The sequence below is a fragment of the Pseudoalteromonas sp. BSi20495 genome (assembly GCF_000241185.1).
Taxonomy (GTDB): domain Bacteria; phylum Pseudomonadota; class Gammaproteobacteria; order Enterobacterales; family Alteromonadaceae; genus Pseudoalteromonas; species Pseudoalteromonas fuliginea.
The window spans coordinates 1-16,633 of the sequence record NZ_BADY01000069.1 but is presented as its reverse complement, the minus strand read 5'-3'; the positions used below and the strand labels follow the sequence as shown (position 1 = coordinate 16,633).

Annotated in this window: 10 protein-coding genes; 5 read left to right on the top strand and 5 right to left on the bottom strand. The window is 40.7% G+C overall.

All coding sequences use genetic code 11. The annotated features are described in order from the left end of the window. The first annotated feature begins 36 nt into the window (after positions 1-36). Together P20495_RS11015 and P20495_RS11020 are read left to right on the top strand one after the other, a co-directional pair. Entirely contained in the window at positions 37-1,677 is a 1,641-nt protein-coding gene (locus P20495_RS11015; RefSeq protein WP_008136022.1) for a hypothetical protein, read from the top strand. 72 nt (positions 1,678-1,749) lie between these two features. Next, entirely contained in the window at positions 1,750-3,735 is a 1,986-nt protein-coding gene (locus tag P20495_RS11020) for a hypothetical protein (protein WP_008136020.1), read from the top strand. Positions 3,736-3,798: 63 nt separating this feature from the next. On the opposite strand, the gene P20495_RS11025 is transcribed toward P20495_RS11020, so the two are convergent. From P20495_RS11025 to P20495_RS11035, 3 genes are read right to left on the bottom strand one after another with little or no spacing between them, the layout of a single operon-like run. Beyond that, the gene (locus P20495_RS11025) at positions 3,799-6,195 is read right to left on the bottom strand and encodes an ABC transporter permease (RefSeq protein ID WP_008136018.1); all 2,397 of its coding nucleotides are present in this window, start codon (positions 6,193-6,195) and stop codon (positions 3,799-3,801) included. Between the two features lies 1 nt (position 6,196). Beyond that, positions 6,197-6,898: an ABC transporter ATP-binding protein gene (locus P20495_RS11030; protein ID WP_007377361.1), complete on the bottom strand. Its 702-nt coding sequence runs from the start codon at positions 6,896-6,898 to the stop codon at positions 6,197-6,199. A gap of 11 nt (positions 6,899-6,909) precedes the next feature. Further along, complete coding sequence (locus P20495_RS11035; protein WP_008136015.1) at positions 6,910-8,163, bottom strand: efflux RND transporter periplasmic adaptor subunit; 1,254 nt, start codon at positions 8,161-8,163, stop codon at positions 6,910-6,912. A 225-nt stretch (positions 8,164-8,388) separates the two neighbouring features. On the opposite strand from P20495_RS11035, the gene P20495_RS11040 reads away from it, so the two are divergent. Together P20495_RS11040 and P20495_RS11045 are read left to right on the top strand one after the other, a co-directional pair. Beyond that, entirely contained in the window at positions 8,389-9,798 is a 1,410-nt protein-coding gene (locus P20495_RS11040) for a sigma-54 dependent transcriptional regulator (RefSeq protein ID WP_008136013.1), read from the top strand. Positions 9,799-9,800: 2 nt separating this feature from the next. Continuing rightward, the gene (locus P20495_RS11045; RefSeq protein ID WP_008136012.1) at positions 9,801-11,120 is read left to right on the top strand and encodes a PAS domain-containing sensor histidine kinase; all 1,320 of its coding nucleotides are present in this window, start codon (positions 9,801-9,803) and stop codon (positions 11,118-11,120) included. Positions 11,121-11,625: 505 nt separating this feature from the next. On the opposite strand, the gene P20495_RS21560 is transcribed toward P20495_RS11045, so the two are convergent. Both P20495_RS21560 and P20495_RS11055 read right to left on the bottom strand, forming a co-directional pair. Next, entirely contained in the window at positions 11,626-12,072 is a 447-nt protein-coding gene (locus tag P20495_RS21560) for a transposase (RefSeq protein WP_008136011.1), read from the bottom strand. 193 nt (positions 12,073-12,265) lie between these two features. After that, positions 12,266-14,230, bottom strand: coding sequence for a tetratricopeptide repeat protein (locus tag P20495_RS11055; protein WP_008136007.1), 1,965 nt, complete (start codon positions 14,228-14,230; stop codon positions 12,266-12,268). Between the two features lie 214 nt (positions 14,231-14,444). On the opposite strand from P20495_RS11055, the gene P20495_RS11060 reads away from it, so the two are divergent. Then, complete coding sequence (locus tag P20495_RS11060; protein ID WP_008136006.1) at positions 14,445-15,710, top strand: LysM peptidoglycan-binding domain-containing protein; 1,266 nt, start codon at positions 14,445-14,447, stop codon at positions 15,708-15,710. Positions 15,711-16,633: the final 923 nt, after the last annotated feature.

The following is a 16,633-nucleotide window of genomic DNA, read 5'->3' as shown; positions in this document are numbered from 1 at the left end:
TATTTGTGCTTATTTATTATTTATGGAGGAATAAAAATGAAACGTACATTAATGACACCACTTGCTTTAGGTTCTCTTGTATATATGGCAATCATAAGCACCACTGCATTTGCAGGTACTGTTGAAAATACCAACCACCGTACTACCGCTTTAGAAAATGATTATGGTGCAATGGCACCTGCTCAAGTTAGCAAACAAACTTGGCAGACTATTTCAGCGTGGTCTACTGACTCGCTTTCTTTGCTTGATTTTATGGCTGAAAACGACGAAGAAGCGGTACTCAATCATTATATTGAAAAACTAACAGCAACTTATCAGGCCGAAGAAATCTTAAGCCAAATAAAAGAGATAGACGTAAATGCGCTTGATTTGTGGTCTACGGTGCTTGCTGATCACTCACCAGAGGATAGCTATTACCTTCCACGCTACCTTATACAATATAAGCCGGCTCTTTTTAAGCAATGGTTAACGATGCAAAAAATGGTTTCGTTAGCTGAGTTTGTCGAAATAAACAATCCACGGTTATTTGAAGCGTGGTTTGAAACTTACGCGGCTCCTAAGAAAAAAGGGCTCTCTGTTTTAAGCTATAACAAGGAAATGGATCCAACTACTTATAATGAAATTAAAGAGTTATTAAATAAAGATGCAAAGGGTGGTCCAAAGTCAGCCTGTGCCTGCCAAATGGTAGTGCCAAATACAGGCTCTGGTACTGTGGTCACAAATTACCCTTCAACCCCATCATCACCTGCACCTGAAACATCTAGTGACAATAAAGGAATGTCTAAACACGGACTTAACTTTACCAGTACTGCTTACGGCGCATTTCATTCAGGCGATGGTGAGCGTTGGTCAAAACACAAAGCCTATGGCTACGACAACACAATAAGCCATAACTCTACTGAGTTTTCGGTAAAAATGCTGTGTGCCGATAAAGCGGGTTTTGATTGTAATCAAAGTAATTCATGTTCAGGAAACTTAGAAGTTAGAGGCACTTATGCCTCGCGTTTCCATGTAAAAGGGACCGCAAAACAAATTTGGTCAAAAGCCACTAATGCACACTCTGCCGATGGCGCAAAGTTTGCCGTTGATTTACCTGGTTCTGCCCCTGAGATTGTATTGTTTAATAAAGCCGGTGGTGCAGCAATGAGCTTTAACACTGGATGGGATATTAACTCGGTGCTGGGCACTATAAAAGCAGCTTTAGGTATTACTGCTGCAATAGTGAATGACAATGCGGGTAGCTTACTCGATGCACAACTTGCCAGTGATTTAATTACTAATATTGCAGGCATAATTACCCGTTCGGGTAACGAAGCGAGCGTAAATTCGACGATGCGAGCTCGATTTGATTCATCTGACGTAAGTCCATTTTTGTTGCAACCCAACGAAGTTTACCACTTCACGCTGGACTCAGAAGCCCATGTTAAAGCACGAGGTTATGGCGGTTATTCTGATAGTCATTTTGAGTTTGGTAGCTCTGGCGCTGTAATGTATGCCGCTAATCACTTTACTTGTGGCCCAAATGTTACCGCACCTATGCCTACCGGTTTATGGTTTTATGCCAGCCAGTCAGGTCCTGATAACACCGCATCTCTTCGTAGTGATGTAGAAGGCTGGCTATCTATTCAGCTAAATCAAGGTGTTAATGCTATTCAGCAGCAAGGGGTTGTATATTAAGCACTGCGATCAAACTTATAAAGGGTAGGTGTTTCCTACCCTCTTTTGTATGTTTAAAGCAAAGGAACCATCATGAAAAAACTACTTACATTTTTTATCACTGCACTTACAATAACAGCAAGTATGCATTGTGCAGCAATAGCAAAACAATTCGATACAAGTACTCTACCAGTACTATTTTATGCAAACCAAGAAAGCTATTTAGCTCAAACGCCTTGGTTTAATTTTACATACCAGCAACGTAAAATACAGCTACAAACGTGTAAAGAAGAAGCGTGTATTCAACGTTTACAATTTTTAGAACTCCAAGAAGGAGAGCAAAGCCATAAACAGAATAATGGCTCAGCTTTTTTAGGTAAAACAGATAAAGTACACACATCAAATACCTATTCCAAACTCAGATTAGGCCAGAGTAATCACAATGCATTGCATGTTAGCGGTAACCAACGGCGCATTCTTTTTTCTTTCGAGATCGCTGAAAAAGGCACACCATTACGGTTCAAATTTGAAGACGAACAAGATTCTCTAATCTCACAGGAACAACATGCCCTTGTTCGCTCGTCTAAGTTATGCATATCAAAGTGTGAAACAACATGGCAGGCATACAGTGTAGATAAGGAGGGTCAATACACTCCAATAACTTTCCACCAGCAGGCGCAAGATCAGTGGGTTGTTAAAGAATTAGATAACACTATTAGAATTGAATTAACCGCTTTATTTGGTCAATATTCGGCGCCTTTACATCAGTATCACAATGAAGAAACATCATTTTCTAGCTACCAAGTCAATAGTAATGCCATCATAAATACACTGAGTCATGATCAACAAAATCAATATAATTTTGAACATACTAAAGTAATTGGTTTGAGTGAAAATACATGGCTTTTGCAACAAGATAGTACTCTACAGCTGACTGATAATAATGCAAAAATTATAAAGTCTCGCGAGCTATCAACTTGGAACGTAAACAAATTTATAAGCAGCTATATATCAAAAAATCAGATTTATTTATTAGCACAAGTGAGTGATAAGTACCTAACCCCACCTTCAAAGCAAACCGTGATAGCCCAGTACCCTAAGAAAAAGCAAAATAGAATGCGCCCCGTAGTGCTCTATGAGTTCGATTTAGCGCTTAACTTAATATCTAGCACCACACTCTATTTACCAGAAAGTGAACTACCGTATGCACAAATAACACTTCAATCGTGGGGAGTATTAGTAGGTACAGGTGAAGCCGCAGCTGCATCGGTTAATCACACTTATCAAAGCAACCAATCATCTGCAAATATGGCAAACTGCCCGATGATAAATGACGGCTATGGTTATGGCTTATTATGTTGGAAAGCATTGAACAACCCAACTACAAATTATACACCTAGTGCAGCTAGTAGCATGATCCCAGTAACGGTTGTCGACAATACAACGCCAAACCTACTTAACCAACTGGAGGCAAACCAACATGGAACAATATTCGATAACAGCGGCACTCCTGTTGATCCTGGCGGCTCATGGACACATGAAAATAACGTTGCAATAAACAAAGAGGACTTAGGCCTATCAATTGCGATGTATAATGAACGTTGGAATTCTCCTGTTGCGGCAAATATTATTTTCCCCGCAGGTAGCTCTTCTCGTCCTGTTATGTTTAGAGCTGTAGAATATTCTGCAGCAAATACCAGCAACCTTCCACACAATGTGTGCAATCAGTTTGCTGCCAGTTCTGGCTACCCTGAATACCAAGCCGCTGATGCATGTATGACGCAAGCAAACTTTGGCCTATTTAGTTTAGAAAGTCTGAAATTTGATCGCTGGCAGGCCGGTATCTACCACCCCGACCAAAGCGTAAGTGGCAATGATAATAGCTGGTTTCCGTGGTTTACTAATTTTGTTGGTGATCCTCCTGTCGAAGACGTTTTTACAGCTGAAGCAGTCCATGAAATGGTGGCTCGTATGCGTATTAACGCTGCAAATATTGGAACTTTAATACAAGATTCATACATTGACGGGCATTTGTATACCCAAGCACATGTACCTGGGTATTACATTTCGTATCAATAAAATTTACGATACAAAAAAGGGTTAGTGTGTTCACTAACCCTTTTTTAATTCACGGAGCTTTATTTACTCATAACGTAAAGTAAGCGATGGCCGTGTGCTTGCAGCTTTAAATGCAAGGCTTGCAACCGTGAGCCAAGTAATTACTGCAACACTAAGAGCTGCAATTAAATAAACCCACAGCGCTTGATCAACACGCTCATTAAAATTAGCGAGCCAATCACCCACCAGCCAATAGGTTATTGGGTATGCAATGGCTACACTCACCAATACTAAAATTAAAAACTCTTTTGCCAGTAGGTTCATAATACTAATACGTGATGCGCCAAGTACTTTGCGTACCGCCACTTCTTTTTGGCGACGAATTGTGGCAAATGAAGCTAAACCAAATGTACCCAAGCAGGTTAAGAATACCGCAAGGCCCGTAAAAATAAGTACCACAAGAGAAACACGCTCATCAGCTTTTAAAACCGCTTTATAGTTTTCAGCTAGTAGGTTTATTTTTGGCTCATAAATATTAGACACCTCAGCCAAGGCTGCGATCACTTCTTGCTTTATAGCTGGGAGCTTTTGCAAATTAACTGTTAAAATCACTTCAGATACCGGTGCTAAATAGTTAAAGCCACATAAAAACATAATGTTAGAATTTGCATCTTGTGCATTACCAATTTTTACATCTTTTACAACACCGACAACCCGCATATCCACATTACGCCCTGTGTCTTTAATTGTTTGTCCAACAATATCAGCCACATTGCTATAACCAGCCTGCTTGGCAACGGTTTCTGTAATAATTGTACCCACCGTTGTAACCCCGTTTGCTCGCGTCGCCCAGTCTGAGGAAAACTCACGGCTAAAGTCTCTACCAGCAATGAGCGTAAGACCTAGCCCTTTTACGACATCAAAACCAGAACCTATCACAGGGGTTATTCCACCTGATGATTCTCCATTGGGCCAAGTTGGCTGTAATGTATTATTAATTGAAACGGTTAAACGGGTATCAATAATCGTTGCTTGCTCTACGCCATCAATAGCCGTCAAGCGATTAATGAGTGCGCTAGGCTGCTGCGTAAATACCGATTGCACTGGCAACTCTGAAACCACTAAGCGTTGCTGTGTTTGATAGCCCAAAGGAAGACTTTGTAAGTGAGATAATTGGTTTAATAACGTAATCGAGGCAATGATCAGGCCTATTGCCAGTGAAGCTTGTAGGGTTAATAAACTTTTACGCACCCAAGTAGCTGTACTGCCTCGTTGTAAATCGCCACTTAATACTCGTTTAGCGCTAAATGATGAGATAAACAATGCAGGGTACAAACCGGCAAGTATGCCTACAGCAATCACCACGCTCATAATACCCAAACCAAAGGCTGAAAAATAAATTACGACTAGCTCACGATCGACTAACTGATTAAAGCTCGGTAATAACAGCTCTACTAATACACATGCAGTAATCATCGACAATAACGCAACCAACATAGACTCAGCTAAAAATTGCGTTACTAACTGCCCTTTACTTGCGCCAAGTGCTTTACGCACCCCAACTTCTTTAGCACGCCTTGTGGACTGCGCCACCGTCATATTGATAAAGTTAAAGCCCGCAATTAAAATAAGCAACACACTCAAACCCACACAAATCATCACGACTTGCTTTGCGCCACCCGCTTTCATTTCAAATGGTGATTTGGCTATTAAATGTAAGTCTAATAGTGGGTGAAATTCAATGGCAATTTGCCCCGCCATTTGCCCATTAAAGTATTGTTTAGAAAGTGTATCCGCAAGTGCGATTGGATCGGCCTGTGGCGCTAAACGCATATAAACGTAGCTACTATTCATCATAAGGTTGCTCGGGTCATGTTTTACATACACTAGGTTTTTAAATGCAAAGTGAGTATTGCTTGGTAAATCCGCAAACACCGCCCGTACAGTATATTGCCCTTGTTCGTGCTGTAGCGTATTACCAATAACATTCACAGAACCAAAAATACGCAGTGCTTCAGACTCACTCAATGCTAGGCTACCAGGTGTACTCATAGCATTTTTTAAATCGCCAGCCAATGTGTTCATATTGATAAAATTCTCAATATTTGGAGTTGCTCCATATAAATCGCTGAGCTTAAAACCCTGATCGCGATACTGTACGTCAACCATCGCCTCTCTAGTCATCGACACCATAGTCAAACCAAAGACTTCTTCCACTTGGCTATACTCGACTGCCTTCGCTCCTTGTGAATAATTGAAGATTGGGATCACAAATAAGCCCAACTTCGAGAAGTCTTGGCCTACGCGGTAAACACGTTCAGCATGTGGCTGCTGACTATCGTAAGACAGCTCATTTTGTGCGAACAACGCCACTAAAATAGCTGAAGCTAAGCCAATACTTAAACCTAATACATTTAAAATAAAATGTTGTTTTTGCTGTTTGAACGAACGCAGCGCTGTAATAAAGTAACTTACAAACATGCTATGCAACCTCCACCGTTTGTTGTACGTTATTTGCTTTATCAAGCATCACTTGGCCATCAAGTAGGCGTACTAAACGATCTGCGTAATTACCCTCTTTATCAGAGTGCGTAACCATAATTACCGTGGTGCCTTCTTTATTTAATTCGCGGAGCATTGCCATTACTTCATCACCATTTTTTGAGTCTAAATTACCCGTTGGCTCATCAGCTAAAATTAGCTTAGGGTTAATCACCAAAGCTCGCGCTACTGCCACTCGCTGCTGCTGACCACCCGATAACTGTTGCGGTAAATGATCGCCTCGATGATCAATACCCACTCGCTTTAAAATGGTTTCAACACGCTCTTTACGCTCACTTTTTGAAATTTTTTGATATTGCAAAGGCAGCTCTACATTTTGATAAACTGTCAATTCATCAATTAAGTTAAAGCTCTGAAATACAAAACCAATCGAGGCTTTACGTAACTCTGCTAATTGTTTTTCGCTATAACCTGCAATGTCAGTACCTGCAAACTCAAAGCTTCCACTTGTTGGCGAATCTAACATGCCTAAAATAGATAATAAGGTCGATTTACCACAGCCAGATGGGCCCATAATTGCTAAAAAATCACCTTCTTTTACGGTTAGAGTAATATTGCTTAGTGCAGCTGTTTCAACATCTTGAGTACGAAATACACGGCTTAAATTAGTTAGTTTGATCATTGTTATTATCCTTAAAATTGTAATTGCTGTGCTTTATCGAAGTTGCTGTAGCTTGAGGTAATTACTTGATCCCCTGCTTTTAGCCCTTCGAGCACTTCAAAATAATGTTGATTTTTTTTACCTAAACGAATATCACGGCGCAGTGCTTTATCACTACCTTGCTCAATTACGTAAACCCAATTACCACCCGAGTTTGTGAAAAATGCGCCTCGATTAAGCAATAAGGCATTGTTTTTGTTGTTGCCAAGCATCAACTCAAGGTCAATACTTTGGCCACGCTTAATACTTTTAATGTTACTGGGTAAATCCACTTCAATTTGAAATTGAGACTGCTGTACGCGGCTATCAATTTTGCTCACTTTGGCAGTAATAGCGTCATCATCAAGTTCAATCATCACGGCCATATCGCGCTGAACTTGATTTAAATAAAACTCATCAAGACGCACCACTAATTTGTACTCGTTAGGAATATCTATTTGTCCAAGGCGTGCGCCGCTGCTTTTTGATTCACCAATTTCTACATCAAGCTCGCTTAAATAACCGGATACCGGTGCTTTTACTAATAAGTTATCGAGGTTTCGACGAGCAAATTGAAGGTTTTTCTCGAGCATTTTAGCGCTATCGGAAAGCTGTGCGACTTGCACTTCACGTATTGACTTTTCTTGCTTTTGACGCTCAAGCGTTAGCTCCTTGCGAGCATGGTAATAACTTAAATCTTCCTCAAGCTCTGCTAATTTATCTTGCGCCAACACCCCACTTTTAACTAATGGTTTAGTTTGTTTTAAACGGCGCGTTAAATGCGTAATCTTTAACTCTATTTCTAATAAGTCGCGGCGTAAGTTTAAGCGGCTGGTTTCCATATTCATTTGCGTATTACGTAAAAAATTTAGCTGCTCTGTTACTTGAGCCTCACGGCCCATAACATCAAGTTGCAAGTTAGTATTACTCAAGCGCACCAAGGGCTGGCCTGCTTCTACAAATTCGCCTTGCTCTACCAAACGCTCCTCAACTTGGCCACCGGCGATAGTATCAAGATAAATACTGGTTTTTGGCACCACTTGACCGCGTAAGCTCAACGCATCTTTAAATGCACCTTGTTTAACTGTACTAACGGTGAGGCTACTGCGCTCAACATGTTGGCTACGACCTGTATCGCTAGTTTGCGTAAAGCCATACGCAGCCGCTGCAACCCCCAAGGCCATCGTTGCAAAGATGAATTTTTTAAAATACTTTTGAGTAAATGAGCGTTCTATTTTCTTATCCATGTTGCCGCCTTGATACAGGTTTAATTTAACTAATTACCTATAGCTATTACAAAGCGTATGCCAACTTTAATTATTCTTTAATTACAACAGCTTGAATAATTACTTATACAGATAGATACTTTAAGTGTCCGTTTATAGAACACTTTTTATTTTAATAAGCGTCCATTTATGGACACTGTTCCTTTTTTGTTTTAGGCTAAATAAAACTCTATAAAAATAAAAACCATGAAACACACAGGCTCAGTTTTAATTGTTGACGACAATCCCGATATTCTCATTGCAGCACGCTTGCTATTAAAGCAACACTATCAAAGCGTCAAAACTACTGATAATCCCTTTGATATTGCTGGCATTATTAGCAAGCAACGAGAAAGCGATCAGCCCATTGACGTGATTTTATTGGATATGAACTTTAGCCAAGATTCGATTAGCGGCAAAGAAGGGTTTTATTGGCTCAAAAAAATCATTGAGCAAGACGCCAATATCGTGGTGCTACTGATGACCGCTTACAGTGATATTCAGCTTGCGGTGGATGCCATTAAAGCAGGTGCGTCTGATTTTATTGCTAAACCTTGGCAAAATGAGCAATTACTTGGCGCGGTTGCTGCTGCGTTCTCGCACGCAAAAGACAAGCAACAAGTTGGTAAACTTACTCGCCAAAAGCAGGGACTTAATCAGGCATTAAACACGCCATCATTTGAGTTTTTAGGGCAAAGCGCAGCAATGCAGCAAGTATTTAATACTATCGAAAAAGCCGCGCAAACCGACGCTAATATATTGGTCACTGGCGAAAGTGGCACAGGTAAAGAGCTCACCGCTCACGCAATTCATCAAGCAAGTATGCGCAGCGAACACACCTTTTTGAGCTTAGATATGGGCGCAATAGCGCAAAACCTGTTTGAAAGTGAGTTATTCGGCCATAAAAAAGGCGCGTTTACTGACGCTAAAGCTGATCGAATTGGTAAATTTGAACTTGCCCAAGGCGGCAGTTTATTTTTAGATGAGTTAGGTAACTTACCTCTTGAACATCAAGCTAAGTTACTCTCCGCATTGCAAAACCGCCAAGTAACTCCGATAGGCAGCAGTAAAACAATTGATATTGATATTCGCCTCATTTGTGCCACTAACGATAATCTTGAGCAAGCCGTCGTCGACGGTCGCTTTCGTCAAGACTTACTGTATCGTATTAATACTGTTGAAATCAGATTACCTCCCTTACGTGAGCGTAGTGACGACATTCCATTACTAGTAGATTATTACCTAAATCATTTTTCACAAAAATACAAACGCGACTTAACCATTGCAGCAGATGATATGACATCACTTTGCCAATACTCATGGCCGGGTAATGTACGTGAGCTAGCCCACTCAATAGAGCGTGCGGTAATATTAAGTGAAGGCGAAAATCTTGATGTGAGTTCAGTGGTTGGCGCTACCGCTAACAACAATAATAATGCGAATAATACAGCCGTTAATAGCAATAATTCATACGACACTTTTGATTTAGAAATTCTTGAACAACGCACAGTTCGAGCTGCCCTTACTCATCATCAAGGTAATGTAAGCCACGCTGCCAAAGCGCTTGGTTTAACGCGCGGTGCTATGTATCGTCGCCTTGAAAAGTATGGATTATAAACATGCGACCTTACTTTTCCCTCGGATTTAACCTAGTCGCATTAAGCAGCTGCAGTGCATTACTGTGCTACTTACTTATTAATAAAGGTTTCTCGGCAACATTATTGTTAATCGTCTTGGTTAGTATTGCGTTGAGCGCCCATATTTTCACACTATTTACTCGCCAACAAAAACAAGCTGAAATAGTTATTCGCGCACTCGCTAATGGCGATAGTACGTTAGGCCTTAGCCAGTATCACCCAATGCGCCAGCAGTTCGATCAAGTAAAAGCACAAATGCAAACCGCACGCTTTAATGCCGAGCAACAAGCTCAGTTTTTACAAGCATTACTAATTCATGTCGATTTGGCTGTATTGGTGTCTGATAACAGTGGCCAAGTGATTGAATCAAACCCCGCTGTAAGTAAGCTTTTAGGTAAAAACATTAAGCACTTGAGTGAATTGGGCGCTGTGGGTGATCTTCTTTCAAAAGCCGAGCGAAACGTACGTAATACCCTGCATTGGCAAACAGGTGAACAGCAAGATACATTATCAATTGCACTCAGTATCGCCGAAATTCAAGGTAAAGTTCGCCGCGTTGTCAGCATACAGTCTATTCACGACCAATTGCAGTTAAAAGAGCAGCAGGCCTATAAGCGCTTAACTAAAGTGCTAACTCACGAAATAGCGAATTCTATAACGCCACTTTCATCACTCGCTAACACGTGCACCACTTTATTACCGCAAACGCTGTGCTTTAATGAGCTTGAAGATAAGCAAGACTTGCAGCTCGCACTAACTACACTTGCGTCTCGCACAGAGCATTTAGGCGATTTTATAGCACGCTTTCGCCAAGTAAGTAGCTTACCTACACCTAAATTAGCGCCTTATAATTTAGCTAGTGTGCTCACACAAATAGTTGCATTACATCAGCAGCAAGCATTTAGCCAAGGCACTACTTTTGAGCTTAATATTAATACCCAACAATTAGTGATGCTCGACAACAGCCAAATAGAACAAGTACTGGTTAACTTAGTAAAAAATGCACTTGAAGTACTCGCCACAAGCCAACAACATAACGCGCAAAATCCTAATAAAACACCAACGATTCAACTCACCCTCGCGCAAAATCACGCACAACAGCTTTACATTGAAGTCAGCGATAACGGACCTGGTATTGCTGAACATGTTATCGATATGGTATTCGTGCCCTTTTTTACTACCAAACAACAAGGCTCGGGTATTGGTTTGAGCTTGTCGCGGCAAATTATGCTCAACCACGGCGGTGATTTGGTTTATGTACAAAAACCACAAGGGGCATGTTTTAGGTGTGTGTTTGGGTGAGTAATCAGTAGATCGTCGTTCACAGCAACAACATAAAGTAGCAACCCTACAGCAAACTTCTTTACGCGCTAAAGCACGTCCACTGTAGGTCGTCATTTATGGCGACAACACAAAGTAGCAACCCTACAGCAAACTACTTTACGCGCTAAAGCACGTCCTACGTGTAGGTCGTCATTTATGGCGACAACACAAAGTAGCAACCCTACAGCAAACTGCTTTACGCGCTAAAGCACGTCCTACGTGTAGGTCGTCATTTATAGTGGCAGTACAAAGCAGCAATCCTACAACAAACTACTTTACGTGCGAAAGCACGTCCACTGTAGGTCGTCATTTATGACGACAATACAAAGCAGCAACCCTACAACAAACCACTTTACGCGCTAAAGCACGTCCTACGTGTAGATCGTCATTTATGATGACAACACAGAGTAGCTTAACTCTACTACAAACTGCCTTACGCGCTAAAGTACGTCCACTCTAGGTCGTCATTTATGGCGACAAATACCTACAAATATACTGAATTCCAAAAAGGGTAATCACCAAGCTTATTGACTATGCTACGCCTTAAAGGGTTCGCTGCAATGTACCTTGCTATTTCAATTCTATTTTCTTCTTCTCGTAAAGCATGATCATAATACGCAGGCTGCCACACGTTTTGACGAAATCCACGAACCTTATTTACTCGCCAAGATGATAACCCCTTTAAATGACCAACAACATTGCCTAACTTAGCCCCTTTAAGCTGTAATAAACCATGAAAGTGATCAGGCATAAGAACCCATGTTAACCAGCGGCACTGGTGGCTAAATTCATTATCAGCAATACATTTGCAAAAAGTATTGGCAAGCTCATAGTCACTAAATATGTTCCGCCTATTCTGGCATGTGATAGTAATAAAATATTCTCCGGTCTGAATTGATACTCGCCCTTTTTTTAAATCACTCCAACTCATCCAAAATTCCCTCTTCTAAACAAAGTTTCATTTAAAAAGGTAGCTCAGTTATCCCAAGGATGCCTGCTGTAGGTCGTCATTTATGGCGACAATACAAAGTAACAACCCTACAGCAAACTGCTTTACGCGCGAAAGCACGTCCTACGTGTAGGTCGTCATTTATGGCGACAAATTAAGATATTAAAATCAAAAACTAACTTTTTAACCCTAACTCAATTCTTAACTTTTCAATATCTTTATGTTGCTCAAAAAAGCTCACAATAGCTTGAACCTGTTGCAGCTTTTCACCTTCAAAATTAGTTGTTAAATAATCTTTGATTTCACTAAACCCCCACGTTAATTTCATCTCTGTTGGAATTTCTGCTAAAGCACTAAGCACCTCTTCAATCGTTTTATCATCCAATAAAAAGCGAATAAACTGCATTACAGCTAAAACCTGCTGGTCAGTTATGAACTCTTCAACTTCTGTAACACGGCAAAGCACCTGTTCCGGCGTTTCATAAAGTAAAGCAAGCTCGGCCATATTTGCTCTTGAATTAGCTATAGTTTTTTGAATTTCTTCATTCGAAGAGTCTTTGAACTGCTCAATCAAGGTTATAAAGCTGTTTAGTGCATCCTCAAGTTTGCCTTGCTCACCATAAGTAGCGCCTTGGTTACACATCGCTTTAGCCACTTGAATTTGAATCTCTTCATTCGATGAGCCTTTGAACTGCTCAATCAAAGTTGCGTAGCTGTTGAGCTCGTCATCAGGTTTGTCTTGCTGACCATAAGTAATGCCTTGGTGAGCCATCGCTTTAGCCACTTGAATTTGAATCTCTTCATTCGCTGAGCCTTTGAATTGCTCAATCAAGGTTGCGTAGCTGCTGAGCTCGTCATCAAGCTTGCCTTGCTGACCATAAGCAACTCCTTGGTTACACATCGCCATAGCCACTTGAATTTGAACCTCTTCATTAGGCGCGTCTTTGAACTTCTTAATCAAGGTTACGTAGCTGCTGAGTTCACCCTCAAGTTTGCCTTGCTGACCATAAGTAACGCCTTGGTTATACATCGCTTTAGCCACTTGAATTTGAATCTCTTCATTCGAAGAGTCTTTGAACTGCTTAATCAAGGTTGTACAGCTGTTTAGTGAATCATTATACTTGCCTTGCTGACCATATCTTATACCTTGGTTACCCATCGCTTTAGCCACTTGAATTAGAATCTCTTCATTCGATGAGTCTTTGTACTGCTCAATCAAAGTTGCGTAGCTGTTGAGCTCGTCATCAGGTTTGTCTTGCTGACCATAAGTAATGCCTTGGTTCGTCAGTGTGATAGCATAAAGTTCGGGCTCTTCTTTTTGGTCTAATAACTCCAGTACTTTTGCCCAAGCTTTTAACGCATCATCGTATTCATTATTTTCAAATGCACTTAAACCAACTTTAAACCAACTTTTAGCTGAAGCCCCTGTGGGAGGTTTGTTGTGTTTATTTAAGCCTTTATTTGCCTCTCCTTTATTTGAAGTGACAATTCTTTTACTTTCTTCTATGAGATCATGCTCAATCTTACTCAGTGCAGCTCTCGCTTCTGCTGCTAACTTTTCGGCTCGATCTTTTAACTCTAAGCTGACTTGTTCGAGTTCAACTTTGGTCTCAGAAATTAATTTACCCTTATTATCTTCTAACCATTGCAGCATATGACTATCTGAAGCTGTATTAGCAGCAAGTTTGGCTTCGTAAACAGCTCTATTTTTTGCACTAAAGCCGAGCGCGATTGCAGCAACCGTGATAATCAAACCAAAAATTGTAAATGCCACCCCCCACATATTAGTGTTACTTGCAATATCACTTATCCGCCCATCAAAACCAGTAAATTGACTAGCTTGTAGTTTATCTTGCGCTTCGAGTTGAGCTTGGAATCTAGATAGTTGAATTGTTAGCGCTTGCTGCGCCGCTTCTAGGGCTTTAACATCATTACCGAGTGTTTTTTGTTGTTGTAGTTTTTCATCCAAACTAGCAAGTTGGCTGTGCATACTAAATAATTGCTGGTATACCAAATCATGGTTATTTTGCGTAGTAGGCAACGAAGGAGCTATATTTACAGGAGGTGTTACTTGTGTGGCTGCGACAATATTTACGCTCAGCAAAGTCGATAAAAATAAAAAAAGTAAGATTAAACGCATCCATCATCCCTAAAAAATAAGCCCGTTTGGCCAATACTAAATCGATAACTTATTGTAACCCTATTAATTTAACTGAGTTTAACAATACATACCATCTAAAATACTCACCTGTAAAATAGTTTAAACGGGTGATTATAGCGCTGTTTATAACATTCCCTATGTTAAGCTAACCGGCTTTTAGCTAGCTGCATTTATATTACGGAGTAGTTTTTACGTGTTTTTAAATCGATATATCGGCATTTTGCCACTGATTTTTATTTTATCTGGCTGTGAGACAACACCAGAGCAACCAGCCCCTAAAACAATTATTAAAGCTAAGCCTGTTATTAATCAACAAAGTAAAGCAATTGAACAAATCGCGCCTTTAAATCCTAAAGAACTGGACGATGTTTGGCAACGTATTCGCGCACAGCTAAGTTTTGCTAATTCAAACCACCCCGATGTGAACAAGCGCATTGCTTGGTACTTATCTCACCCTAATTATATGGATGAAATAAGCCGCCGCGCTACACCCTATCTTTATCATATAGTGACTGAAATAGAAAAACGAGATTTACCAATAGAGCTGGCATTAATGCCACTTATTGAAAGCGATTTTGATGCAAGCGCCTATTCTCATAAACATGCGTCTGGTCTTTGGCAGCTAACGCCCTCTATTGCTAAATATTTTAAAGTAAAAATTTCACCTTGGTATGACGGTAGACAAGACGTGATCGACAGTACTCGTGCAGCATTAGATTTTATGGAGTATTTATACAAACGTTTCGATGGCGATTGGTATCATGCTATTGCGGCTTATAATTTAGGCGAAGGCCGCGTTTTAAGAGCAATTAAAAATAATAAAAGGCAGGGTAAGCCAACCGATTTCTTCAGCTTAAAACTACCTAAACAAACAAGCCAATATGTCCCTAAGTTACTTGCTGCTGCCCAACTACTCAAAAGCCAAAAAATGGCATTTCCTGCGATAGCAAACAAAAATACCATTGCGGTAATACCAGTTTCGGGATCCGTTATCATAGATAACAAAGAGAAGTGGCAACAACTCGAATCATTAAATTACGGTGTGAACCGCTTTCCAGCAGTTATTGATGCGCCTCATATCGTTGTTCTTGCCGATGAGCAAATAGAGTTTAAAGCAATGCTCGCAAATCAAAAAAGTAATGATTACAGTCAATGGCAACACTACACCATTCAATCTGGCGACAGTCTCAGTGTCATAGCTAAACGCCATGCAATAACAGTTAATCAGTTAAAGGCCTTTAACAATCTAAAAAGCAATCGTATTCGCGCAGGGAAAAAGCTGATACTCCCTATACTTGCAGATCAAGAAATCGAGCATAAAGTTAAATCAGGCGAAAGCCTATGGATAATCGCTAAGTATTACAAAGTCAGTATTAACAAACTAAAACAATGGAATAACCTTTCAAGCGACCATTTAAAAATAGGTAAAAAACTTACTGTATTTTTATCCAATTGCTAACTACTTGGCTGATTATTAAATATATGGGCTGATGACTTTATCAGCCCATATACCCTTCAAAAAATGGTTTGATTATTTATCAATCATACCAATATCATTTATTAAGTGATTCGGTTTATCCATTTTTAAAATACATACATTCAAAACTGCAACATTTGAGCAAAACACATTTAATGCTCTACATACTTGCCCCACACAATACATAAGTTGTGACTGCAGGACCTCGAGTGAGTAATGTTCGCTATTCCCTTATATTTCAATTTTCTGCAGACGTAAAAAAGCCCGACTATTTCTAGTCGGGCTTTCTACAATGTGAGGTCGGTGCGCTACGCAGTAGAATGTCGTGGTACCCACAGCGGTGGAAAGTCACGTAGCAAATGCTACTTTATTGGGAGGTCGGACTGGGATAATGGCCGACTGAGATATTGAGGGGTTTTGTTGTGATTCTAGCGTCGGGAGTCGCTTCGCTCGCTCGCCCTACGTGATGGGTGTTGATGTAGTGTGTGTTAATTGCGCGAATTTCACTTTTCTGCAGACGTAAAAAAAGCCCGAATCGCTAGATCCGGGCTTTCTACAATGTGAAGTCGGTGCGCTACGCAGTAGGATGTCATAGTGCCCACAGCGGTGGAGAGTCACAGTGAAATGCTACACTATCATTGTGTCAGGGCGGCCTTCCGTGGGGCTCGCCTTCGAGCTGTTTTGTTTCACTACTGAGTTCGGCATGGGCTCTGGCTACCGCTTTTATTTTCACTTTTCTGCAGACGTAAAAAAGCCCGACTATTTCTAGTCGGGCTCTCTACAATTTGAGGTCGGTGCGCTACGCAGTAGGATGTCGTAGTGCCCACAGCGGTGGAGAGCCACAGTGAAATGCTACACTATCTTTGCGTCGGGAGTCGCTACGCTCGCCCGACCTACGTGATAGG

Bases quoted from the DNA above. Each gene is read 5' to 3' on its own strand.
- P20495_RS11055 (WP_008136007.1), bottom strand. From the start codon at position 14,230: ATGCGTTTAATCTTACTTTTTTTATTTTTATCGACTTTGCTGAGCGTA.
- P20495_RS11020 (WP_008136020.1), top strand. From the start codon at position 1,750: ATGAAAAAACTACTTACATTTTTTATCACTGCACTTACAATAACAGCA.
- P20495_RS11025 (WP_008136018.1), bottom strand. From the start codon at position 6,195: ATGTTTGTAAGTTACTTTATTACAGCGCTGCGTTCGTTCAAACAGCAA.
- P20495_RS11015 (WP_008136022.1), top strand. From the start codon at position 37: ATGAAACGTACATTAATGACACCACTTGCTTTAGGTTCTCTTGTATAT.
- P20495_RS11045 (WP_008136012.1), top strand. From the start codon at position 9,801: ATGCGACCTTACTTTTCCCTCGGATTTAACCTAGTCGCATTAAGCAGC.
- P20495_RS11035 (WP_008136015.1), bottom strand. From the start codon at position 8,163: ATGGATAAGAAAATAGAACGCTCATTTACTCAAAAGTATTTTAAAAAA.
- P20495_RS11030 (WP_007377361.1), bottom strand. From the start codon at position 6,898: ATGATCAAACTAACTAATTTAAGCCGTGTATTTCGTACTCAAGATGTT.
- P20495_RS11040 (WP_008136013.1), top strand. From the start codon at position 8,389: ATGAAACACACAGGCTCAGTTTTAATTGTTGACGACAATCCCGATATT.
- P20495_RS21560 (WP_008136011.1), bottom strand. From the start codon at position 12,072: ATGAGTTGGAGTGATTTAAAAAAAGGGCGAGTATCAATTCAGACCGGA.